Consider the following 23,064-nt stretch of genomic DNA (forward strand, 5'->3'; position numbering starts at 1 on the left):
GCCCCGCCCCGGCCGAGTATGGCACAGGGCCGCGAACGTGCGCGGTCACCGTCACGTGGCTATCGAGCAAACCACAGGGAGTGTTAATGATTCATGAACGAGCGGACCGTCGGGTGCTGAACAGGAACAACGCCACCAACAGCACGCTGAACCAGACATAGGTGTTGCCAATGATGTGCTGCAAAGGCGTCCAATGCGTTTCGCGATGTTCGCCGTCGGGGAGGTAGTTCTGGGGACCGATCACGAAGACGGCGGTAGTGACGGCGGTCACCGCGTACCAGCCCGCCGCGGTCCGACCGGACAGCTGGGTCGCGTAGCCGAGCATCGCCAGCAGGGCGGGAGCGATCCAGATCCAGTGGTGGGACCAGGAAATCGGGGACACCAGCAGGGTGAAGACGGCGTTGATCGCCAGGGCCAGGGGCGGGAAGTCGATCGCGCGGCGCATGGCGGGCACCACGAGCGCCAGCAGCGCGGCGCTCAGGATCAGCCACAGGATGGTGAGCAGCGGCTTGTGGACGTCGAGGCGGGCGAGCACCGCCTGGATCGACTGGTTGGTGTGGAACGCCGAGCCGCTGAGCCCCGACACGTTGCCCAAACCGCCGAACCAGTACTTCATCGACGAGCCGGGCAGCACGGCGAAGGCGATCGCGGTCGCCACGGCGCCGGTGATCGCGGCCGTGACCGCGGCCTTGTAGTCACGCCGGATCAGGAAGTAGAGCACGAACGCGGCCGGTGTCAGCTTCACCGCGGCCGCGATGCCGATCAGCATGCCGCGCCGCCAGCGCGGCTTCTCGGCCAGGCAGTCGGCGACCACCAGCACCATCAGCAGCAGATTGACCTGACCGAAGTCCAGCGTCGAATGCGCGGGCTCGAGCAGCAGGCCCAGCGGCGTGGCGCACGCGGTCACCCACAGGGCCAGCCGCTGGCGGCTCTCCCCCGGCCAGGCCCGCCGCGCCACCAGGTAGAAGGAGATCGCGAGCGCGGCGACCGAGGTCACGAAGAACGCGGCGCGCGCCACATGCCAGGGCAGGAACGCGAACGGCGACAGCACCAGGGCGGCGAAGGGCGGATAGATGAACGGCAGCCCGATCCCGATGGTGGTCTGTGGCAGTTGGCCGTACATATCGCCGCCGTGCCACATGGTCTGCACGCCGATCCGGTACACCTGTAGGTCGATGAACCCGCCCGTGATCTGTTTGAACGGCCACACGGGCAACATCAGGCACAGCGCGGTGAACGCGATACAGGTCGCGGGAACCAGCCACATCACCCGCCCAAAACGGCGGTCAAGCGACTTCGGCGCAGCAAGAGCGGTAGAACCAGTCATCCGCGACCACTTTATCGGTGTCCGTCCCGCGACACGCACCCGCACCGAAACTTGCCGCCGATACAGGTCGGAGCCGCCGCTCAACGGGTGGTTCGGGTTCCGGGCGACGGGAGACGACCGGATCCACACGGTCGACCTCGAGACGGAGGGCGAGTTCGACTCCCCCTGCGATCACTGCGCCGCGTCCCCGCGCACGCCGACACTCCGCCGCGGTAGGCCCACCGCCGGAGGCCGGATCAGCCGTCCTCGATTCGCCCACGCGCGCTTGATATTCCACCACCGCTCGCTGGGAACGACCGCTGCGCAAAGACTCCGGTCGCCGTATGCTCACTCCGCATCGATCGGGATCGACGGGGAGTAGTAGTGCAGGCGAATATCAAGGGCAGCACAATGCCGGTGCTGGAACTGCAACTGGGGCCTGGGGAATCGGTCATCACGCCACACGGCGAACTGTCCTGGATGTCGCCGAACGTCACGATGACGCAGACCACCAGCGCTGCCGGCGGCGGCGGATTCATGAACTCCCTCAAGCGCGTCGCGGGCGGCGGCGGGCTGTTCATGACCCAGTACCAGGCCACCAACGGCCCCGGCCTGGTCGCCTTCGCCAGCAAGGTGCCCGGCCATATCGTGCCGGTCGACATCCACCCCCAGCGCAGCATCCTGGTGCACCGCCACGGCTGGCTGGCCAGCACTCCCGGTGTGAATGTCAGTGTCGCCCTGCAGCAGTCGATCCGCAGCGGCCTCTTCGGCGGTGACGGCTTCCGTCTCCAGCGTCTGGAAGGCCAGGGCCGGGCCTGGATCGAACTCTCCGGCGAACTCACCCGCTACAACCTCGGACCCGGCCAAACCATGCTGGTGCATCCCGGCCACGTCGGCATGTTCGACCAAACCGTGCAATTCACCATGACCACGGTCCCGGGCATCCGCAACAAGATCTTCGGCGGCGACGGCTTCTTCCTCGTGGCCCTCACCGGCCCCGGCGAAATCTGCCTCCAGAGCATGCCCCTGCCCAACCTCGCCCACGCGCTGCTCCCCTACATCGGCGCCGAATCCGGCAGTGCGGGCGCGGCGGGCGGCGTCGTCGGCGCCATGCTCCGCGGCTGACGCCGGCTCGCCGTCTCTCATCTCATCCGGACGAATCCAGGAGGTTCACTCTCCACGGAGCGAACCGGACTGGTGACCGGCGGTACGGTGTGTGGGCCGACGGCGACGCGGCCGCCGCAGCGCCGGAGCAACTCCGCGCCGTCGCGCCGGTGTGGCCGCCGGCGGCTCCGCCTGACGGCGCAGGCGCTCACGCATGAGGTTGTAGTGCAGTCGGTCGACGGTGTCGGTGAAGGCATAAAGCTCGGTGGCTATGGCATCGAACGACTCCGGCTCGGCGGCCAGCGTCCGCTCGAATTTCGCGCGTGCGGTCCGATACTTGGGGCCGTCGATCTCATATTTCTCGGCGAACTCGTCCGCGACGTCGAGCAGTGCGGCACTCTCGGAGCGCATATCCGCCACATGTTCGTCCCACACCGCCGGATCGATCGGATCGTCGCTCCACAACGCCGCGGCGAATCGGTCGTAGGCCTCGAATTCGGGTTTGCCGAGCGCATGCGCCTCGTGCGAGTCGAGCAACCCGAATGCCTGCCGGGCCGATCGAATGGCACTGCTCCACTCTTGCGCCACCGGCTCGTGCATGAGCCGCGCGTGGTGGCGCTCGCGGATCCAGTTGAACACCACCGCCACCACAAGACCGCCGGTGGCGAATCCGACCACACTGCTGAGCAGATCGACGCTGATCGGGTGTCGCTGCAACCAATCCAATTGCCGCTGCTCGAGATACATACTCAACGCGAAGGACAGAACGGCGGTCGCGAACAGCACACGCAACAGGGCCGGTGGCGCCTTTTGCTCCATGGTGCCTCCTCCCTTCAGACCACGTGAACGATAACCCGGAGCGAACCTCCCCGCAGGGAGCACGAACAGGCCCACCGCGGCAAACTCGGCATTCCATTGCGTTGATGAGGACGAGATAGCCTCTGCGCGTTGATCTTCCGATGGGCCATCCGGCCGTTGCGACCGTTGAGTTCGGTACCGCCGCTATGCCTCTCGTCAGGCGGATGTAGAAGGCCCGCGATTGCCGAAGCCATCACTCTTGGTGGCGTGCTTGGCGCGAAGGGCCTCGAGTTGGGCGGACTTGGCGGCGGCCATGCGTTCCCGGGTAGCGGCACTACGCCGCGGAGACGGGGCAGGGGCTGGGCGGCGGCGGGGAATGCCCGGGCGGGGCGAGGTGGGGCGCCGGGGCGCGGGGGCTTCGGCGGTGCGCACGGCATCGGCCAGCAGGCTGATCGGAAGGATGAAGACCCAGAAGAAGATTCGGTACTCGCCGCTCTGGAAGAACACGGCCAAGTAGATGCCGTAGCCGAGGAACGCGGTGCCGATGAGAACGTTGACGACGCGGCGGCCGGGGTGCAGTCCGGAGGCCGCCAACGCCACGCTGATCACGACGATTCCGCTGACGAACAGCATCACCACATAGAAGCCGAACACGTATTTCCCCCACCACAAGCAGATAGAACGATGTTCAACCTAGATCACCGGCGCTGGGACCTCCAACCCGAAACGTCCTGCCAACCCTGGCCCGGTGTCAGGCCCCGCTGTCGCGCTCGATGCGGGGTGGTCCGCTCAGATATCGGGAGTCAATTGCTTGCGGGCGCGTTCGACGCGGCGTTCGACACCGTCGAGGTGTTTCTGCGCATGCTGCAGGGCCTCGCGCGTCGAACGCTCTGTGGCGGCGGTGAATCGGTGGCGGTGTTCGGCTTCGGTCAGTTCGGCGCGCAGGGCTTGGATGCGGTTGTCGAGGTCGGCGAGATCGGCGGCGGCGGTGTCGTGGTCAGACCGGGCGGAAGCTACGGCGGCGCGGGCGGATTCGACTTCGGCGAGCATCTCCTCGAGCTCGCGCCGTACCTCGGCCTGCGGATCGGGGGTGGGCCCGTCGGCGGATGTGGAATCGGCGCGGCGACGAGTCCGCGCCGTGGATTGCCCGGCACGATCCTCGGTGGGATCGGTTGTGGTCGAGCGCGTTCCGAGGTCGTGGCGCTCATCGCTGGGAACCGCGGTCAGTGCGGCGGGGCCGAATCCCTCGTAAGTGGCTGCGGCGGTGAGGGTTCCGGAGCGCAGCTCCTCGGCGACCGACTGATCCGCCAGGGCCGCCTGCAGACTCGCGCCGATATCGCGCAGGACGGGTTCGGTCAGGCGCTGACCCCGGTCCGCGGCCAGTTCGGCAGCCTTGCGGGTGACGGCGTTGACCACCTTCTGCCGCTGCGTGGTGAGCGCGCGCAGCTGTTCGGCCGACAGCCGGCGCTGGGCATCGCGCAGAGCATCACCCACCTCCAACAGGGCACGAACGTCATCGCTCGCCTCACGGGACAGCAGATTCAGCGCCCACGCCGCGACCGTCGGCCGCCGGAGCTTGCCGATAGCGGCGGCCAGCGCCTTGTCCCCGGCATCGCGGGCCTCCCGCACCCGCTCGGTGCGGACGGCCACGAACTCGGCGGGCGCGAGCCCGTAGAGTTCGGCCACAACCTGGTCGAGCGTCATGCCGCCCTAGCCTACGGGCACACCCGCCACCCACCCCGCAGGATGCCACGCAGCAGGTCGCGGAGCTGGGCGGACAGCGCCTCGGCGTCCTCGGTCATGTGGAGGTAGTGCTTGCGGGCGATCCCGTGGAATGCCGAGCATCAACCCGGACCGTGGGGATGCGCGAGATCGTAGGCGCGGGAGAGTTTCTGGGGGACGACCATGCGCCAGGCATCGACGACGAATTCACGGGCCTCGATCGGGTCCAGTGCGGCGAGGTCGGCGTGGATCCAGTTGAAGCGCATGTCCGATGCGGACGGCAGCTGGAATTTGTGCGGCGAGCTCGCGACGAGCGCCGCCCTCTCCTCCTTGGGGAACGCGAAGCCCATCACGGTCTCGTCGAGGGAGAACGCCACGTAGACGATCTGCTTGACGCGAAACTTCAACCTGCCGCGCACATAGACCTGATACGAGCGCTCCAACTCGGCACCCAGTGGACGGACGTCCTCGATCACAGCCACGGCAGAAGTCCTTCGTTCTCGGACGATCGCTCCCTCAGGTGCCGCCATCGTCCCTGCGGCGCAGGTTGATTCGCCGCGTCGGCAAGTCTGCCACGGACGTGCGACGTCAGGTTCGAACCAGCAGCACCCGGCGCCCGCGGGTGTGTTCGGCCTGGCTGTCGGGGTGCGCCGACGCGGCCTCGGTCAGGGCATATGACCGGTCGACCGGGATATGGAGTCGGCCCTGGGCGATGAGATCGACGGCCGCGGCGAGCGCTTCGGGCATGCTGCCGCCGACACCGGCGAAGCGGATGCCGAGCATCGGCGCCTCGAGGTCGGCGATGGTGATCACCTTGTCCGGGTCTCCCGTCAGGTCGAGGAGTCCGCGAATGACCCCCGCACCGTTGAGGTCGAGGGCGGCGTCGACCGGTCCGAGTCGACGCACGCGCTCCTCCCAGCCCGCGTCGTAGGTGATCGCGGTGGCGCCCAGGCTTCGCACGTAGTCCTGGTTCGCGGGTCCGGCGGTGCCGATCACCTTGATCCCCCGTGCGCGGGCGATCTGCAACACCGCCGACCCGACTCCGCCCGCCGCGTCGCTGACCAGCACCACCTGCCGGGCGATCGCGCGATTCGTGATCGACGCCTACTCGCTGGCCCGGGAGGCAGCCGACCCCCAGGCCGCCGTCGGCGAGATCTTCCGGATGATCGAGGCAGCCTGGGCGGCCAAGTCGCTCACTTGAACAGCACAGCGCTGCCTGTCGGGTGGGTTGCGAGCATGCGACAGAGCCGCAGGCCGGTGACCTGCGGCTCTGTCGTGCTGTGGCGTCCGAGGACTCGAAAAGCTACTTGCGGCCGGTGAATTCGTCCATGGAGTGGTAGACGCCGACGGTGTTGAGGTAGAAGTCCCGGACCTTGAGGGGTAGGAGGCCCGAGATGGCCCGGTTCAGGCGCGACGTCCAGGGGAGGACGACGAGGGCCGAGCCCTTCTTCATCTCGGTCCAGGAGGTGTCGACGACTTCCTCCTGCTCCAGGATCGGGGTGAACCAGAAACCCTTGGCGCCGTCGAACATTCCGGTGTTGATGTAGGTGGGGCACACCGTCGTGAACTTCACGTGCTCGTTGCCGGACTGTTCGAGTTCCAGGCGCACCGAATCCGACCAGCCCAGGGCCGCCCACTTGGAGGCGGCGTAGACGCTCATGCGCGGGTTGGCGACCAGACCGGCCGAAGACGCGATATTGAGCACGCGGCCCTCGCCGTTCTTGTTCGCGACCATGGCGGGCAGGAATTCGAGGGTGATGTACATGGGGGCGAGGGAGTTGATGGCCATCGTCTTGTCGATGTCGGCCTTGTTGGTGGTCTCCCAGAAGTAGCCGTTGCCACGGACGATGCCGGCGTTGTTGACCAGCACGTCGATGTCGCCGACCTCGGCGCGTACGGCCGCGCCCGCTTCGGCGATGGCGTCGCGGTCCGAGACGTCCACCACGTAGTGGTGAATCTTGCTCGCGCCCTGGGCCGCCAGTTCGGCCGCGGTTTCCTTCAGCGCGGTCTCGTTGATGTCCCACAGCACCACGTCGGCGGCCTGCTCGGCCACCGCCCGCTGCGCGAAGGACTTGCCCAGGCCCATGGCCGCGCCGGTGACCAGGACCTTCTTGCCCGCTACCGTCTTCATACCCCTCTGTACCCCTGTCGAATGGACGGCGGAATCACTTCTGCCGCAGTGTCTTCATGACGCCCAGGTAGAGCGTCATGGTCTTGGCCCACAACTGTTCCGACATGCCCGGCAGCGGCGCGATGGGCAGGCCCCGCTGCACCGCGATGGTCTGGGTGTCGATGTATTTCAGCAGGCCCTCGGGTCCGTGACGACGACCCGTGCCGGAGATTCCCAATCCGCCCGAGGGCGCGGCGACCGAACCCCAGGCGGCGATGAAGCCCTCGTTCACGTTCACTGATCCGGCGCGGACGCGGGCGGCGACCTCACGGCCGCGGGTGACGTCGCGGCTCCAGACGCTGGCGTTGAGACCGTAGGCGGTGTCGTTGGCCTGGTCGACGGCTTCGTCGTCGCTGTGCACACGGTAGAGCGAGACGACCGGTCCGAAGGTTTCTTCGCGGTAGACGGTCATGCCCTCGCGCACGCCCTCGAGGACGGTCGGCTCGTAGAAGTAGGGGCCCAGGTCCGGGCGCGCCTTGCCACCGGCGAGGACCTTCGCGCCCTTGGCGACCGCGTCGTCGACATGCTTGCTCACGGTGTCGATCTGACGCGGGAAGGTCAGCGAGCCGATCTCGTAGCTGAAGTCGAGGGTCTTGCCGAGCGCGAGTTCCTTGGTGTGGCCCACGAATTCGGTGACGAACTGGTCGTACACCTTGTCGTGCACGTAGATTCGCTCGATCGATTCGCACAGCTGCCCGGCCGAGGCGAAGCAGGCCCGCACCGCGATCTTGGCGGCGGCCGAGACATCGGCGTCCTCGAGCACCAGCAGCGGATTCTTGCCGCCGAGTTCGAGCGAGTAGCCGATGAGTCGCTCACCGGCCTGCTGGGCGATGGTGCGCCCGGTGGCGCTGGACCCGGTGTAGTCGACGTAGTCGGCGCGGGCGATGACCTCGGTGCCGACCACCGCGCCGCGTCCCAGCACGGCCTGCCACAGGCCCTTGGGCAGGCCCGCGCGCTCGGCGACGTCGATGGCCCACAGCAGCGTCAGCGCGGTCTGGTTGTCCGGCCGCCCGATGACGGCATTGCCCGCGAGCAGCGCGGGCAGCGCGTCGGACGCGCCCAGGGCCAGCGGGTAGTTCCACGGCGAGATGACCGCGACCACGCCCTTGGGCCGGTTGCGCACCTCGACCTGAGTCAGCAGCGGCATCACTCCGCGCGGCTTGCGGTGGGCCAGAATCGATTTGGCCTCGGCCGCGTAGAACCGGGTGTTCACCGCGACGTCGGAGACCTCGTCGAAGGCGTGCACGCGGGACTTGCCGGTCTCGAGCTGGATGATGTCGAGGATGGCCTCCTGCTCGGAGAGCACCAGATCGTGAATGCGGCGCAGCAGCGCGGCCCGCTCCCCGACCGGCACCTTCGCCCACTTCTCCTGCGCGGTGCGCGCGGTGGCGAAGGCGGCCTCGATATCGGCGACCGAGGACTGCGGCAGGTCGACGATCTTGGCTCCGGTGGCGGGCGCGAACACCTCCACCGAGGGCGCACCGCCCGCGACGGCATGGCCGAGCAGCTGCCCGACCAGGTCAAAAGGCAGCGCATCGGCGGCGGCGAGCTGCGGGGCAGTCGTCATTGGTCGCCCTCTCGAAGAGTGGAGTCGGTATTTAGTGAACATCGGTGTTACATGAACACTGATGTTAGATTAATGGACGTGACGCACACCATGTCAAGCCCTCCCGCGGGAAGTGGCACGCCCGCCCGTCGCGGCCGACCGCCGCAGACGGAGCAGCAGGCCGACCAGGTGCGCGCCCGCATCGTGCTGGCAACCGCGGAAGTCTTCGCCGAACAGGGTTCACGCGGGCTGAGCGTGGCCCGCATCATCGAGAAGGCCGGGCTGGCGCGGCCCACCTTCTACCGCTACTTCGCGAATGCGACCGAGCCGCTGCACGCGGTGCTCACCATCTCCAACGAGGACCTGGTCGGCGGAATTCGCGCCGCGCTGGACCGCACCGAGCAACCGGTCGAGCTGGGCATCAACCTGATCGAGGCCTATCTGCACTGGGCGGGCGGGCACGGGCCGATGCTGGCCCCGCTCTTCGCCGAACTGCACGATCCGGGCTCGCCGGTGTCGGCCTACCGCGAAGAGGCGATCGCGGACATTCGGATGCTGGTGCGCGCCAAGGTCGTCGCCCTCGGCCGCCCGGCCCCCACGGACCTGGACCTCGACACCTCGCTGCAGATCTGCGAATTCGTCGTCTACCGCATCTCCGCCGCCGCCCCGCACGGCGAACCGGACCAGGAGACCATCGACGCGGCCAGGCTCACCATGATTCGCGGCGTGCTGGCCATGCTCGGTATTCGCGACGACATCGAGTACGCCCTGACGATTCCGGGGCTCTTCGAATCCGGTGAGCCGGATCAATCGAATTCCTAACCGTGCCAAGCGGTTAGCTATATATGATCATCGCCACTAGGCTCGAGGCATGCCGGAAACCACTCCGCCCCTATCTTTCTCGGCCGTCACCCGCACCGTCATCATGGATGCCCCGGTGACCCCGGCCAAGCTCACGGACCGCATCCAGACCCGCCGCATCTGCATGCCCGCGGGCGCCGCCGCGGGTCTGCACACCCACAACGGCCCGGTCGTCGGGAGCATTGTGTCCGGCTCGGTGGCCTACCGGATCGAGGGCGAGCAGCAGGTCGTCCTGCGACCCGGCGACGTGTTCTTCGAACCGGAGGCCGTCCGCATCGCTCAGTTCGACGCCCTCGACGAGGATGTGGTCTTCCTCGGCCACTTCCTGCTCGCGTCCGGCCAGGAGGCCGCTATCGACTTCCCGGCCGAGTAGTCACCGGCCGGGTGTGGCGACCACCTGGCTGACGGCGGTAGCCGGAACGCTCGTGGTCGCTCCGCTCGCCGACGCCTTCGGTGTCGTCGTGGGCGCGGTGGTCGTGGATGTCGAGCCGGCGGTGGGCACGTCGATCACATCCGGCATCTGTCCGCCGTTGAGCATCGGCACCGTCGTCGTGGCAGGTGGTGTGAGCGGAGTGTTCCGGTGACCTCCACATCCCGCAACCGCGGCTCCCACCACCGCAATCGTCACAACCGTGATCAGGTGCTTGCGCACGTCTCCAACCTTCCCAATGGAATCGGCCGCAGCCGTACGCCCCGCTACGCCCGAGGGCGCGTGATCCCGGTCCGCACACACTGCGCTACTTCGAAACTGACAAGTCGGGCAGGTGAATCCGCACCGGCCACACCAATTCTGGCGCATTCACAGCGACATTCGATAACCGAAGATCAACTGCGGCACTCTCGGTCCGGAACGTGGCACAACCACGGGGGTCGGAGGGGCGGGATCAGGCCCGGTGGGAGAAGACCGCCACCAGGAAATCGGAGTCCTCGGCGAAGGGGCGCAGGTCCCAGGTGGAGAGCCGCAGATCGACCGCGAGTCCGGCGTTTTCGGCGTCCGCCAGGAACTCGGCGAACTCGTAGCCGCGCTCGGCGCCGAAGCCGGTGACCAGTCGACCCGACGGCGCGAGGTGGCGGGCGAAGTTGGCCAGCACCGCGCCCCGGGTGGCCGGGGCCAGGAAGGTCATCACATTGCCCGCGCAGACGATGACGTCGAAGTCGGCCGCGACCCCGCGCGACGGCAGGTCCAGTTCGGCGAGGTCACCGACCAGCCAGGTCGGCCCCGGATAATCCTGTTCGGCGGCTGCGATCAGCACCGGATCGACGTCCACCCCGACCACGGTGTGCCCGACTCCGTGCAGATAGCCGCCGACGCGACCGGGACCGCACCCCGCGTCGAGGATCCGACTCCCCCGCCCGACCATGGCGTCGATCATCCGGGCCTCGCCCACGATGTCGTCGCCCGCCGCCGCCATGGCCCGGAACCGCTCCACGTACCAGGTCGAATGCGCGGGGTTGTCGGCGGTGATCTCCTCCCACTGGCTGGGGGTGCGTCCGCTCATGGAAGGTTCCTCCTCGCTCGGTGCTACCTCCGGTCCACTCTGTCACCCCCCGTGGCCCTCGTGATCATGGGGTCAGCTCGCCCGGGCCCGATCGAAACGCATGGCGGGGTCGTCGATCTTGCCGTACCGCAGTTTCGGAAGGTCGCGCAGATAGTTCATGTGCAGCTTCCACGGGGCCCGGTCGCCCTGTTTGGGAAGAATGTCCAAGGCGCGGAGGACGTAGCCGGGTTCGAAGTTCAGGAACGGGGCGGTGCCGACGGAGGGGTCACGGACCGGAGTGGCCCTGACGTAGCCGTGGGCGTCCATATGGCGGAGCAGGCGAACGACATACTCGCACACCAGGTCCGCCTTGAGCGTCCACGAGGCGTTGGTGTAGCCGATGACGAAAGCGAAGTTCGGGACGTCGGACAGCATCATGGCCTTGTAGGACATGGTCTCGGGCAGGTGGACCTTGCGGCTGTCCACCACCAGCTCGACCCCGCCGAAGGGGACGAGATTCAAACCCGTTGCGGTGATGATGATGTCGGCGTCGAGCTCGCGACCGGACTCCAGGCGCAGGCCGTTCTCGGTGAACGTGTCGATGCGGTCGGTGACCAGCTCCAGCTGTCCCTTCCTGATGGCGCGGAACAGATCCCCATTGGGCGACAGGCACAGTCGCTGATCCCAGGGCTTGTAGCTGGGCGTGAAATGAGTGTCGATGTCATACCCCTTGGGCAGCCACCGCTCCTGCCAGCCGCGGATCCACGCCCGCATCCGCTTCGGATACCGTTGCGAGAGTTGATACATCAGCGTGCTGAGGCCGACATTCTTGGCGCGGGCCAGCGCATAGGCGGTGCGGGCGGGCAGGAATTTGCGAGCCCGATCGGCGAACCCGTCACGCGCGGGCATGGAGATGATGTACGACGGCGAGCGCTGCAGCATCGTCACGTGCGCACCCTGCTCGACCAGCGCGGGACCGAGGGTCACCGCCGTGGCCCCCGACCCGATGACGACAACCCGCTTGCCCTCCACCTCGACCCGCCCCGGCCAGTGCTGCGGGTGGATGATGGGGCCCGGAAAGCGTTCCGTACCTGCGAAATCCGGCGTGTAACCCTCGTCGTAGCGGTAGTACCCCGAGCAACTGAACAGGAAGTTCGCCGTCATCACCACGGTTTCCCCGCCATGATCGACGGTCACCGTCCACCGATTGTCCGCCGACGACCACTCCGCCCGAACCACCTTGTGCCGGTACCGAATGTGCTCGTCGATCCCGTTCTCGACAGCGGTATCCCGCACGTACGCCAGAATCGAATCCCCGTCGGCGATCGCCTTCTCCCCCAGCCACGGCTTGAACCGATACCCGAGCGTGAACATATCCGAATCCGACCGAATCCCCGGATACCGAAACAGATCCCAGGTCCCCCCGAGATCCTCCCGCATCTCCAGGATCGCGTAGGTCCGCGCCGGGAATGCGCGCTGCAGATGGTAGGCGGCGTCGATACCGGACAATCCGGCCCCGACAATCAGCACATCGACGTGCTCGGACGCAGTAGCCATAGCCCCAGCGTATAGATCGCCGATGGGATTCGGCGACGACTCCGGTGCGATATCGACGCTGTGGAGTTCAGTCGCGGTTGCGGAGGCCGCTGGCTCGGAGGACTCGGCGGGCTATGGCGGAGCGGATGGAGTCTTCGGTGCCGAGGATGCGGACGTGGCGGCGGGCTCGGGTGATGGCGGTGTAGAGGAGTTCTCGGGTCAGGAGGGTGGATTCGGGGCCGGGGAGGACTACGGAGACGGTGTCGTATTGGCTGCCCTGGCTGCGGTGGATGGTCATGGCGTAGACGGTGGTGACGCCGGGGAATTGGGTGGGGTGGACGAGGTAGGGGTCGGTGCCTCGCTGGAGGGCGGCGCGGAGGGTGCCGTCGGGCATGCGGATGATGACGCCGGTGTCGCCGTTGTAGATGCGGGCCTCGTGGTCGTTGGCGGTGACGAGGAGGGGTTGGCCCGGGTACCAGTGTCCGGCACCGGGATCGGTGGTGATGCCGGCGGCGGTGACCCAGCCGGCGGCGAGGCGGTCCCAGCGTTCGACGCCGTAGGGGCCCTGGCGGTGGGCGCACAGGAGGCGGTGGGATTCGAGGGCGGTGAGGGCCGCGGTCGCGTCGCCCGCGAGGGCCGCCTCGGTGGCGTCGCGGGAGGCGCGCAGGACGTCGGCGCGGACTTCGGTGATGTCGTCGGGCGCGTAGAGGGACAGTTCGTCGCCGCCGTCGGCAAGCAGGGACAGAGCCGTGTCGGCGTCTCCGGCGCGAATGGCGACGGCCAGTTCGGCGATGCGGCCGCCGAAGCGGCGGCCGCGGGTGAGGCGGACGATGCCGCCGCGCAGGCGTTCGCGCTCACGACCCGACAGGGCGTCGGGATGGGCGGCGGTGGCGGCGAGGTCGCCGCCCAGGATGCGGTCCAGCGCCGGATTCGCTTGCCCGGGAACCGGTCCCGCCACCAGGTCGGCGAGTACGGCGCCCGCGTCGACCGAGGCCAGCTGGTCGGGGTCGCCGACCAGGATGAGGCGGGCGTCGGCGCGGACGGCGGGCAGCAGGCGGCTCATCATGGTCAGCGACACCATGGAGGTCTCGTCGACCACGATCACGTCGTAGGGCAGGCGGTTGAATTCGTTGTGTTTGAACCGGCCCGCGCCGCCGCGCTGCCAGCCCAGCAGCCGGTGCAGGGTGGCGGCGGTGAGTTCGGGCAGACCGATGTCACCGGCCTGCTCGCGCACCGATTCCTGCATGCGCGCGGCGGCCTTGCCGGTGGGGGCGGCCAGGGCGATGCGCAGGGCGGGCGCGCCGGGCACGGCCTGCTGATGGGCCACCAGCAGCGCGAGCAGCCGGGCGATGGTGTGGGTCTTGCCGGTGCCGGGCCCGCCCGCGACCACGGTGGTCCACTGGGTGGCGGCCAGCGCGGTCGCCAGCCGCTGCCGGTCGGGTGGTTCGCCGGGGCCGCTCTGGTCGGGGAAGAGCCGATCCAGTTCGCGCCGAACCAGTTCCGCGTCGACCATGGGATGGGTCTCCGCCCGTTCGGTCAGCACGCGGCGGATGGTTTCCTCCTGCCGGTAGTACCGGTCGAGGTAGAGCAGCGGACCGGCGTCGGCCCCGCCGGGCGGGTCGATCAGCCGCAGGGGACGCAACGGTCCGGCGGGGCTGCCCGTGACCAGCGGGCTGATCCGCAGTGCGGCGATGACGGATTCGACCTCCGGCCAAGGCAATGTGGCCGGGTCGATGGCCGACTCCTCGGTGCCCTCGGCGTCCACGCCGATCTCGTGCATGCGCCGCACTTCCAGGCACACCGAACCCGACCGCACCGCGCGCACGGCCAGCGCGGTCGCGAAAACGACCGCGTCCGAACGCTCGCCGCCGAGCCGTGACAGCCGCAGCGCCACGTGCACGTCGGCCGCCGACAGCACACCGGCGGCATTGAACACCTGCAGCAGCCCGGTTCCGCGCTGCGCCAGTTGAATCGAGGTCACCGGCCCAGCACCTCCGTATCCCCGGCGAGCAACGCCGAGAGTTCGACGATCAGGTTCGCGGGCGGCATCCAGTCGAAAACGCCCGCCCCGTCCGGGGTTTCGGGTCCGACCATGCCGCGTACGAACAGATAACGGATGCCGCCCAGATGCTGGGCGGGATCGTATCCGGGCAGCCGCCAGCGCAGATACCGGTGCAGGGCAACCGAATACAGGATGGCCTGCAGCGGATAGTGCGAGCGCATCATCTCCGCGCCCATGCGCTCGCGGGTGTAGTGGGCGACGGTGAGGTCGCCGGTGCCGAGCCGGTTGGTCTTGTAGTCGACGACGAGGAACCGCGGCCCGGTGGTGCGCAGAACGGCGTCGATACTGCCGGTGAGGAACCCGCGCAGCGGGGTGTCGTCGAGGTGGGCCAGTTGATCGGCGTAGGGCTCGAAGATGTCCCCGGCGGGCACGTGGCGACGCCACAGGTCGGCGATGCGCGGGACGGTCACCCGTTCACCGACGGGACTGTCGCCACCGGCGAGGGGCAGTTCGAAATCGAGTTCGCTCAAGCGGTCCCGGGTCGCGAAGTCGGCGAGGGTCCCGCATCCGATGGGCGTGTGCATGACCGCCAGCAGCGCGCCCGACAGCACGTCGGGGTCGGCGTCGAACATCTGCTCGCCGACCGCGTGCAGGCAGCGGGCGCGGATCTCGGCGGCCAGGTCGGGGGCGTCGGTGTCGACGTACTCCAGCACCTCGTGCACCAGGGTGCCGAATTCCGCGCCGTAGGGCAGCGAGTTCATCAGCGACGGCATCGCTCCGGCGAATGCGTCGAGATCGTCCGCCAGCACCGACGGGGTGGCCGGTTCGTCGGCGACGCCGCCGCCCTCGGGCAGGTCGACGGCGGGCAGGGCGTCGTGCGCGCCCGCGGTCAACGCCGAATAGGAGGTGCGCCGCCACGCCTGATCGAGATGCCGGTCGAAGTGCGCGACCGCCAAAGGTTCGGCGTCGGTGGCGGTGTCGTCCACGGGCAGGCGCGCTCGGGTGACCTCCCGCACCGGTTCGATGGCGATCATTCCGCCCTCGGCGGTGGCCGCCCAGTCCCGAATCCGTTCCAGCACCACCGAATCCGCGGGTACCGGCACCTTGTCGGCGACGGCCGGGCTGCCGGGCTCACGGCCCAGCAGCATGCGGTGCAACGGCGCGGTCTGGGTGTCGTAGGACGGGGCCCACCAGGCGATCACCTGGGCGCCCGCGCGCGTCAATGCCACATACAGCAGGCGCAGTTCCTCGGCCTGCTCCTCGGCCTCGGCGCGCAGGCGGCGGGAGCTGTACCCGGGAGCGTCGGGCCCGCCCACATCCAGGACGCGACGACCCTGCTCGTCATGGAACAGCAGGGTCGGCGGGTTGCGCAGTTTGGCCGCGTCCCATGCGAAAGGCAGGTACACGACCGGGAATTCGAGGCCCTTGCTGGCGTGCACGGTGGCGATCTGCACGGCCGCCGCGTCCCGGTCGAGGCGGCGGCTGCGGTTGGCCACGCTGGCCGCGGACGGGTCGCGGACGCGGTCGGCCAGCCAGCGGGTCAGCGCGGACAGGCCCAAACCCTCACGCAGCGCCGCATCGTCGAGCAGTTGCGCGATCTGCCGCAGGTCGGTGAGCTGTCGTTCGCCGCCTTCCAATGCGAGCAGGCGCGGGGCCAGTTTCGTTTCGGCGGCGAGCTTCTCGGCGACGGCGGCGAAACCGGCACGGGCGAACAGTCGCGCCGAGTCCCGCAGTTCGGCGCTGAGCCGACCCACCAGATCGGCTCCCCCGGCGTCGATCTCCTCGGCGCTCAGACCGAGCAGCGCCGTTCCGGCGGCCAGGCGCACCCGGTCGGCGCGGTGCGGCTGCTCGAGCGCGTGCAGCACCCACAGCCATTCCGTCGCTGCCGGTGTCCCGAAAACGCTTGCGCCACCGGCCAGGACGGAGGCGACACCGGCGGTTTCCAGCTCGGTGCGCACCATCTCCAACTGGTTGCGATTGCGGACCAGCACGGCGATATCGCCGGGCCCGATGGGCCTTTCGTCGGGCGTGCCCGCGTTGATGCGCACCCCCGATTCGAGCAGGCCGACGATATCGGCGGCCACATCGATGGCGACCCGCTCCCGCTGCCGCCCCACGGTCGGATACCCGGACTTGTTGAGCGATCCGGCACCGCTGCGCGGCAGGCACCGCAACCGCAGCGGCGTCACCCGCTCCGGCGCACCCGACAGCCGCGAGAACGGCCGCGTCGCCGCCACCCGGTGCACGGTGATCTCCTTGTGTCCCAACGCCGCACCCCCCTGCAGGTGCTCGAGCGCCGCCAGCAGCCCGGCGTCGCTGCGCCGGTTGGTGGTGAGCTCCCGCTTGCTGTCGGCATGGGCGACCGCGTCCAGGTAGCTGAGCACCTCGGCCCCGCGGAACGCGTAGATCGCCTGCTTCGGATCCCCGACCAGCACCAGTGTCGCGTGCCCGTGGAAGGCCCGCCGCAGAATGTCCCACTGCAGCGGATCGGTGTCCTGGAACTCGTCGACCAACGCCACCCGGTACCGGTCCCGAATCCGCTGACAGGCCCGCGGCCCGTGCTCGGGATCGGCCAGCACGCCGTGCAACAGCACCAGCAGGTCGTCGAAGTCCCGCAACCCCGAAAGTCGTTTCCGCCGAGCCGTTTCCGCTCGCGCGGCCTCCGCGAAGCTCACCCGCTCCGCCGCCGGGTCATCCTCGCCCTCGGGCTCAGGCAGCAGCATCGCGTGCGGATCCCCCACCGCCGCCATGGCCAGCCGCTGCGCGTCCGCGGGCCCGAACGGCGCGCCACCGCGCGCGTACCGGCTCAGATACAGATCATCGGCCACCGTCGATACGACGTCCTCGATCCCCTCGACCAGCCGCACCCCCGGATCCTGCTCCCCGGCCAGCCCGAGCTCGTCCAGCATCCGCTGACAGAAACTGTGCGTCGTCGCGATGGTCCCCGCGTCGAAATCCGACAGCGCCGCCAGCAACCGTTCCCGCCGAGCCGCGATCTCCCCCGGATTCCCTTGCGCCAGATGCCGAATCAACTCGTCCCCCGACGCCAGCGCCCGCTCCGGATCCCCCAGCGCCGTCGCCACCCCCACGAACCGGTCCCGAGTCCGCTCCCGAAGCTCCTGCGTGGCAGCCCGGCTGAAGGTCACCAGCAACAACTCCGAGACATCCACCCCCAGCTCGGCCACGAACCGCACCGCCAACCCCACAATGGCGTACGTCTTCCCGGTCCCCGCACTCGCCTCGAGCACGGTCGTCCCGGTCGGCAACGGCCCCGTCAACTCGAATCGAGTCTCCGAATCCACCGCGCCGGAGGCGCCTGCCGCCGCCCCGATCGATACGGGGTCGACCGGACTGTCGGCACTCGGCTCGGCCTCCCAGAGTCCGTCACCGCCCGCCGAATCCGGCTGCGGTGTCGTGGATTCGGTGGGGAGTTCGAACAGATCCGGGGCTTCGGGGTCTGGAGCGGTGGGTTCTCGGCGGCGCGGTTCGCCCGCGGGGGCGTCGCCGCGGCGGCGGGCGCGAGTGGCCGGTCGAGGGGCAAGGGCCGGATCGGTCAGGGAGAACAGGTCGTCGGTCATGGGCGGCTTCCTCCGTCAGCGCCGCGCGTCTCCGGCAGGGACGCGCGCGGGCGGGTTCCGGCGCCGTGGGGGCCGGAATGACGGAGTGGAATGCCGGGCAGGGGTGTCCTCCTCGGGGTGGTCATGGCTGGCCTTGATTCTCGTTGGTGAGCAACGGATTCCACAGACGGCGCGCCAGTTCGCCGAAGCGGGTGGGTTCGGATTCGACGCCGGGGAGGGCGGGGGCGGCGGCCTCGGTGAGCTGGTGGAAGCGGGCGGTCGGGCCCAGGATGTGGCGCAGGTAGCGGTCGGTGTGTTCGCCGAAGCGGCCGTCGAATTCCTGTTCGGCCGAGAACAGGGCGTCCTCGGGGCTGGCGCCGGCGAGGCGGCGTTCGGCATAGACGCAGGTGGCGGCCGGGGCGATGGGGAGGGGCTCGCTGAGGCCCTCGTCGCGCAGCGCCACCAGGTCGCGCAGGATGCTGCGCGACAGGGGCGCGGTGGGGGCGGTGAGGGTGGACTGCCAGGCGGGCCGGTTGTGTTTGCCACGGCCGATGGTCAGGGCGCGCCAGCTCTGATGGGTGCCGGTCGAGGCCAGCGCGAGCAGCCGGATCCAGGCCGCCATGCGGTGTTTGGGTGCCAGGCGCGAGTAGGTGGTGCGCAGCAGCGCGTCGTCGTGGACGTCGGGGACGGTGCCGGTGAGGCGGCGGCCGTCACCCAGGTCGACGGCGATATCGATGGTGCGGGAGGGGATTTCGTGTAGTGGGCGGGCAACGCGGACCAGCTGGTCGACCGTGCTCTCCACCTCGTCGAGCACGGCCGCGCCCAGCGCGAACGGCGGCAGGGTGCCGCGCCGCCACTCCGCCGCGCGCAGCACATTGGGGTCGGCGCCGGTCAGGCGCGCGGTCAGCATGCGCTCGCCCATGTTCCATTTGGTCAGGCCGTCGAGCTCGATGGGGAGGCGGTCGGCGATCTCCTCCTCTTCCTCGGGCACCCGAATTCCCAAGCGCTGCCACAGGAACGCGCGCACCGGATGTTCGGCGAAGGCCACCAGATCCGACAGCTCGACATCCCCGCGCTCACCACCCGGCAACGGGGCGGGCAGGAACAGCGGGCGCGGCTGCGGCGCACGCCCGGCGGCCTGGGCACCGGCCAGTGCCACGGCATCGAAGCTGAACGGCGCGTCGATCCGGAAGTTGCGACGGTCGAAGGGCTGCAACGGATGTCGCGTGATCACCCGGCCCACGGCGGCCGCGCCGACGTGCGCGCGCACGGTGTCGAGCAGCTCCGCGAGCGGAATCGCGGGCGGCCGGTGCGCACCCGAGACCGGATCGGATCCGGTGTGCAGCAGCACGAGTCGCTCCCCGGCGGCCATGATGGCGTCCAGCAGCAGCTGCCGGTCCTCGCTGCGCGGATCGCGGTCGCCGGGCAGGCGATGCCGGGCCAGCGCGTCGTCGCCGTCCACGCCGCCGGTGCGCGGGAACACCTCGTCGTCCAGGCCCAGCAGCACCACCACCCGGTGCGGTACCGAGCGCATCGGCACCATGGTGCACACGGTCAGCTCCCCGGTACGGAAGTTGGCGCGCGAGGGCCGTCCGGCCAGCCGAGCGGTCAGCAGTGCGCCGATATCGGTGAGCCGCAGGGGAATCCGTCCGGCGGGCTCCAGTGCCGTGGTGAGCTCGCGCCGCGCCTGCACCCCCATCCACCCCTGGGTGACGGGCACGTCGGTGAGCAGGTCGAGCGCCCGCCCGAGCACCGCCGCCCACTCCGCGGCCGGGCGCGCCGAGCCGGCGGGTTCTTCCAGCGTGGACCCGCGCAGATCCCGCAGGCACACCGCCAGCCGGTCCACGAATTCCGCGAACCGCCCCGACAGGTCGATGTCATTGCTGTCCACATCGTCGAGCGGCAGCACCAGATCCAGCCAGTCCTCACTGGATTCACCGGCCGCGACGCCCAGCAGGATGCGATCCACCGCCGCGTTGAGCGTGTTCTGCGCGAAGTCCCCGAGTCCGAAGGCCTGCCGCTGCCGCTGCCCGATCCCCCAGCGCGCGCCGGTCTCGGTGGACCATTCGCGCAGCCGCTCGATATCGTCGTCGTCGAATCCGCAGCGCAGCCGAACCGGTTCGGCCGCACACAGATCCAGTACCTCGGTCACCGTGACGCGCCCGTCGGCCATACCCAGTAGCGTCCCGATCACGGCCAGCAGCGGGTTGACCGCCCGCTGTGCCCGGTCGGCCAGCCGCACCCGCAGGCCGTGGGCCGGATGCCCGGGTTCGGCCCCCGAGGGCGGGTTGGGGGACGCGGGCGCTGCCCACTGCCCGAAGGCCGCGCGCACCAGCGGCGCGTAGCTCTCCACATCGGGGCACATGACGATGACGTCGCGCGGCTCCAATGTCGGGTCGGCGGCGAACAATCCGAGCAGCGCGTCCCGCAGCACCTCGACCTGCCGCGACGGCCCGTGGCACGAGTGCACGGCCACGGTCCCGTCGGCCAGTGCCGCCTCGGGCATGAGCGACCAGCGATCCTGCCGGACCGCCGCCTGCAGCTCGGAGAGCAGTGTGCGCGCCCCTCCCGTCTCCGGGCGCGGGTGATAGGTGTCGATATGGTCGTAACCCGAGAGCCGCTGCTGCAGTTCCCGCACATCCCGGCCCAGCGCCGACAGCAGCGGATGCCGCACCCGCACACCGGAATTCGGGATCACCTCGGCGTCGGCAAGTTTGGTCCACAGGGCCGGGCTGGGATGCACCAGCCACAGGTGCACCTGCCGCCCCAGCGACAACGCCGCGAGCACCTCGAGCTGATCGGTGGTCAGCCGGGTCACCCCGAACAGTGAAATCCGTTCCGGCAGCGACACGATCGAGGGCTCGGCCCGCAGCCGCGCGCAGGCCGCGCCCAGCCGCTCGGCCGGACTCGGCACCCCGACCACCCCGCGCAGCCGCCGCCACAGCATGGGCTGCCAGATCAGATCCGGGGGCAGCTCGTTGCCCGCGCCGTCACTGTCGCGGCCGTCGGCCCAGTCGGTGATCATGGACGGTCGTTGCGCCGCATAGCTGTCGAACAGTCCCGCGATGCGCGCCGCGGTCGCGTACCGCCGCCCGACCCGGTACCCGCCTTGATCGCCGTTGCCCAGATGCCGGGCCAGCACGGCGGCCCACGACTGGTCGAGCACCTCGTCGAGCACGGGCAACAAAGTCCAGACCAGTCGCTCCGGTGACCACGGATCCTGTTCCGGATCCACCCCGGTCGCCTCGGCCAGCACCGCCGACACCAAGGCCGCCGGATCCGCGAAATCGATATTGGCCGCAATGCCATCGGTGCCCGGGAGACCGCCCGCGCCCGTGCCCACGCCGAGCACTGTCGCCAGCCGCTGCTCGAGCCAGCGCTCGATCCCCTTGGCGGGGACGGCCACAACTTCCGGGGTGAACGGATCGCCGAGCGGATCGGCGAGCAGCTCGGCCAGCGCGTCGGCAAGCGTGTCCGCTCGTTCGGCCCGGTGAATGTGCACGAGCTGTGTTTATACAGTCGGCGAACGACATGCAAACACCACCCCTCCCGGCTCGCCGGGTGACGCCTGCCACACGCCCGATATTTGCTAGGGCGCGTCACTCTGAAATTCGAGTGTGCTATGCGACAGTGCCTTTCGGGGAGGGCGGTGGTTTTGTCTTCGAAAGGCTGGTTCGCGTCGATGTCTGCGTCGGTGATTCCCCTGGTGCCCAGAGCCGGGTTCACGGTTCGCCGGGTGGGAGAACGGTGGGAGCTCGTCAACTCCCGACATTACGGACGCGGAGTGGTCCTGCAGAGTTGGCCGCGCGAGCGGCACACCGAGGCATTCGAGCACTGCTATCGACTCAACGGCCGCAGTATCGAAGAGCTGCGAGCGGCATTCCACTGACGAGCACCCACAGCGCGAGCCCGAAACTCGGTGCGACAGTGTCGATTCGATAACAGAAGCCCCGATGTCCTGCAAGAGGTGCGTTTCGGGCATTGTCCCCTCTATTGTGTGTCCTCGTGCGTTCCCCCAAGGCCCGGCGCGTGGCCTCCTCCGCTTGTGTCCTCGCTGCCGCGGCCCTGATTCCGGCCGCCCCGGCTTTCGTTCCCCTCGCGGGCGCCACGCCCGTGAATGCGACAGAGCCCTTGCACACCCAGGGCCCGATCTCCGGTTTCGACGCCGATATGAGCAGCCGTATCGCCGCGGTCGACAATTACCTCACCACCCGTCCCGGCGTCACCGGTTATGTGATGCGCGACCGCGTCACCGGCGGCATTTATCGGAATGCGAACGCCGACACCAGCTTCTGGACCGCCTCCACCATCAAGCTCGCAATCGCGGAGGATCTGCTGAACCGCGCCCGCGTCGGCGCCATCCAGCTCGGCCCCGACGACCGCGCGCTGATGGAGTCCATGCTGGCAACCTCCAACGACAATGCCGCCGACATCCTCTGGAACAAGTTCGCCGGCTTCGACCGCATGTCGTTCAACAACGCCTTCCGCGCCAACGGCATGACCGGCCTGGTCCCGTTCCCGCCGACCACCTCCCTCGAACAGGTCAAGATGTTCCCCGACTGGGGCTTCCAGCAGTGCGCCCCCGCCGACCTGGACCGGCTCATGGACAACGTGCTCACCCGCATGCACCCCGACGACCGCGCCTACCTGCTCGACCGCATGCGCCACGTGGACACCAACCAGCACTGGGGCGTCTGGGGCGCGGGCGCGGCCATGAACCCGGGCCTGAAGAACGGCTGGTCCGACGAGCAGGGCGGCTGGGTGGTCAACTCGGTCGGCTTCGCGGGTCCCGGTGAGCGCTACACCCTCGCCATCATGACCGAGCAGGGCGATCAGGGCGGCTACGCCGACGGCGCCGAAACCACCACCCACGTGGCCCAATTGCTGTTCCAGGGGCGCTGACACGGCGTTTCCCGCAATCCTCGAGGACCGACCGCTGATCTTGTATCTTTTAGAGGTTGTCTAAAAGGTCTGTTTTCGGTCG

The 23,064-nt window shown here is 69.1% G+C and carries 18 protein-coding genes and 1 pseudogene; 6 read left to right on the forward strand and 13 right to left on the reverse strand.

Going from position 1 to position 23,064, the window contains the following annotated elements; translation table 11 throughout:
• Window positions 1-91 precede the first annotated feature (91 nt).
• Complete coding sequence (locus GPX89_RS42215) at window positions 92-1,327, reverse strand: glycosyltransferase 87 family protein (RefSeq protein ID WP_235949320.1); 1,236 nt, start codon at window positions 1,325-1,327, stop codon at window positions 92-94.
• A gap of 363 nt (window positions 1,328-1,690) precedes the next feature.
• Here GPX89_RS42215 and GPX89_RS42220 point away from each other — a divergent pair, with 363 nt between their 5' ends.
• A complete protein-coding gene (locus GPX89_RS42220; RefSeq protein ID WP_328602956.1) occupies window positions 1,691-2,431 on the forward strand; it encodes a TIGR00266 family protein in 741 nt (246 codons plus the stop codon).
• Window positions 2,432-2,476: 45 nt separating this feature from the next.
• On the opposite strand, the gene GPX89_RS42225 is transcribed toward GPX89_RS42220, so the two are convergent.
• The 5 genes and pseudogenes from GPX89_RS42225 to GPX89_RS42245 form a co-directional block, all read right to left on the reverse strand.
• Window positions 2,477-3,229, reverse strand: coding sequence for a hypothetical protein (locus tag GPX89_RS42225; protein ID WP_157393378.1), 753 nt, complete (start codon window positions 3,227-3,229; stop codon window positions 2,477-2,479).
• 195 nt (window positions 3,230-3,424) lie between these two features.
• Window positions 3,425-3,862 (reverse strand): hypothetical protein, encoded by a 438-nt coding sequence (locus GPX89_RS42230; RefSeq protein WP_157393379.1) that lies wholly within the window; start codon window positions 3,860-3,862, stop codon window positions 3,425-3,427.
• Window positions 3,863-3,997: 135 nt separating this feature from the next.
• Window positions 3,998-4,912, reverse strand: a complete 915-nt coding sequence (locus GPX89_RS42235; protein WP_157393380.1) for a hypothetical protein — start codon at window positions 4,910-4,912, stop codon at window positions 3,998-4,000.
• A 140-nt stretch (window positions 4,913-5,052) separates the two neighbouring features.
• On the reverse strand, window positions 5,053-5,412 hold the full coding sequence (locus tag GPX89_RS42240; protein ID WP_328602957.1) for an MmcQ/YjbR family DNA-binding protein: 360 nt from the start codon (window positions 5,410-5,412) through the stop codon (window positions 5,053-5,055).
• Window positions 5,413-5,518: 106 nt separating this feature from the next.
• Window positions 5,519-6,004 (reverse strand): annotated as a pseudogene (locus GPX89_RS42245) (zinc-binding dehydrogenase); the annotation flags it as partial.
• On the opposite strand from GPX89_RS42245, the gene GPX89_RS42250 reads away from it, so the two are divergent.
• A complete protein-coding gene (locus tag GPX89_RS42250; protein ID WP_235949359.1) occupies window positions 5,916-6,131 on the forward strand; it encodes a hypothetical protein in 216 nt (71 codons plus the stop codon). The pseudogene GPX89_RS42245 and the gene GPX89_RS42250 overlap by 89 nt on opposite strands.
• A gap of 102 nt (window positions 6,132-6,233) precedes the next feature.
• On the opposite strand, the gene GPX89_RS42255 is transcribed toward GPX89_RS42250, so the two are convergent.
• Window positions 6,234-7,061: an SDR family oxidoreductase gene (locus GPX89_RS42255; protein WP_157393382.1), complete on the reverse strand. Its 828-nt coding sequence runs from the start codon at window positions 7,059-7,061 to the stop codon at window positions 6,234-6,236.
• A 34-nt stretch (window positions 7,062-7,095) separates the two neighbouring features.
• A complete protein-coding gene (locus tag GPX89_RS42260) occupies window positions 7,096-8,667 on the reverse strand; it encodes a succinic semialdehyde dehydrogenase (protein WP_157393383.1) in 1,572 nt (523 codons plus the stop codon).
• A 78-nt stretch (window positions 8,668-8,745) separates the two neighbouring features.
• On the opposite strand from GPX89_RS42260, the gene GPX89_RS42265 reads away from it, so the two are divergent.
• The 3 genes from GPX89_RS42265 to GPX89_RS42275 are packed head-to-tail and all read left to right on the forward strand — an operon-like array spanning window position 8,746 to window position 10,091.
• Window positions 8,746-9,468: a TetR/AcrR family transcriptional regulator gene (locus tag GPX89_RS42265; RefSeq protein WP_328602959.1), complete on the forward strand. Its 723-nt coding sequence runs from the start codon at window positions 8,746-8,748 to the stop codon at window positions 9,466-9,468.
• 49 nt (window positions 9,469-9,517) lie between these two features.
• On the forward strand, window positions 9,518-9,880 hold the full coding sequence (locus GPX89_RS42270) for a cupin domain-containing protein (RefSeq protein WP_157393384.1): 363 nt from the start codon (window positions 9,518-9,520) through the stop codon (window positions 9,878-9,880).
• A 13-nt stretch (window positions 9,881-9,893) separates the two neighbouring features.
• A complete protein-coding gene (locus GPX89_RS42275) occupies window positions 9,894-10,091 on the forward strand; it encodes a hypothetical protein (protein ID WP_157393385.1) in 198 nt (65 codons plus the stop codon).
• A 300-nt stretch (window positions 10,092-10,391) separates the two neighbouring features.
• Here GPX89_RS42275 and GPX89_RS42280 read toward each other — a convergent pair whose 3' ends face one another.
• The 5 genes from GPX89_RS42280 to recC all read right to left on the reverse strand — a co-directional run bounded on the left by GPX89_RS42280 (window position 10,392) and on the right by recC (window position 21,582).
• Window positions 10,392-11,006: a class I SAM-dependent methyltransferase gene (locus GPX89_RS42280; protein ID WP_157393386.1), complete on the reverse strand. Its 615-nt coding sequence runs from the start codon at window positions 11,004-11,006 to the stop codon at window positions 10,392-10,394.
• Between the two features lie 72 nt (window positions 11,007-11,078).
• Complete coding sequence (locus tag GPX89_RS42285; RefSeq protein WP_157393387.1) at window positions 11,079-12,542, reverse strand: flavin-containing monooxygenase; 1,464 nt, start codon at window positions 12,540-12,542, stop codon at window positions 11,079-11,081.
• A gap of 67 nt (window positions 12,543-12,609) precedes the next feature.
• Window positions 12,610-14,502, reverse strand: coding sequence for an exodeoxyribonuclease V subunit alpha (recD, locus tag GPX89_RS42290; RefSeq protein WP_328602960.1), 1,893 nt, complete (start codon window positions 14,500-14,502; stop codon window positions 12,610-12,612).
• Window positions 14,499-18,101, reverse strand: coding sequence for a UvrD-helicase domain-containing protein (locus GPX89_RS42295; protein WP_157393388.1), 3,603 nt, complete (start codon window positions 18,099-18,101; stop codon window positions 14,499-14,501). The genes recD and GPX89_RS42295 overlap by 4 nt, the downstream gene beginning before the upstream one ends.
• 121 nt (window positions 18,102-18,222) lie before the next feature.
• Complete coding sequence (gene recC / locus GPX89_RS42300) at window positions 18,223-21,582, reverse strand: exodeoxyribonuclease V subunit gamma (protein WP_328602961.1); 3,360 nt, start codon at window positions 21,580-21,582, stop codon at window positions 18,223-18,225.
• Window positions 21,583-22,085: 503 nt separating this feature from the next.
• Here recC and GPX89_RS42305 point away from each other — a divergent pair.
• The gene (locus GPX89_RS42305; protein WP_328602962.1) at window positions 22,086-22,982 is read left to right on the forward strand and encodes a serine hydrolase; all 897 of its coding nucleotides are present in this window, start codon (window positions 22,086-22,088) and stop codon (window positions 22,980-22,982) included.
• Window positions 22,983-23,064 lie beyond the last annotated feature (82 nt).

It is taken from the genome of Nocardia terrae, assembly GCF_009760405.1.
Classification (GTDB): Bacteria; Actinomycetota; Actinomycetes; order Mycobacteriales; family Mycobacteriaceae; genus Nocardia; species Nocardia terrae.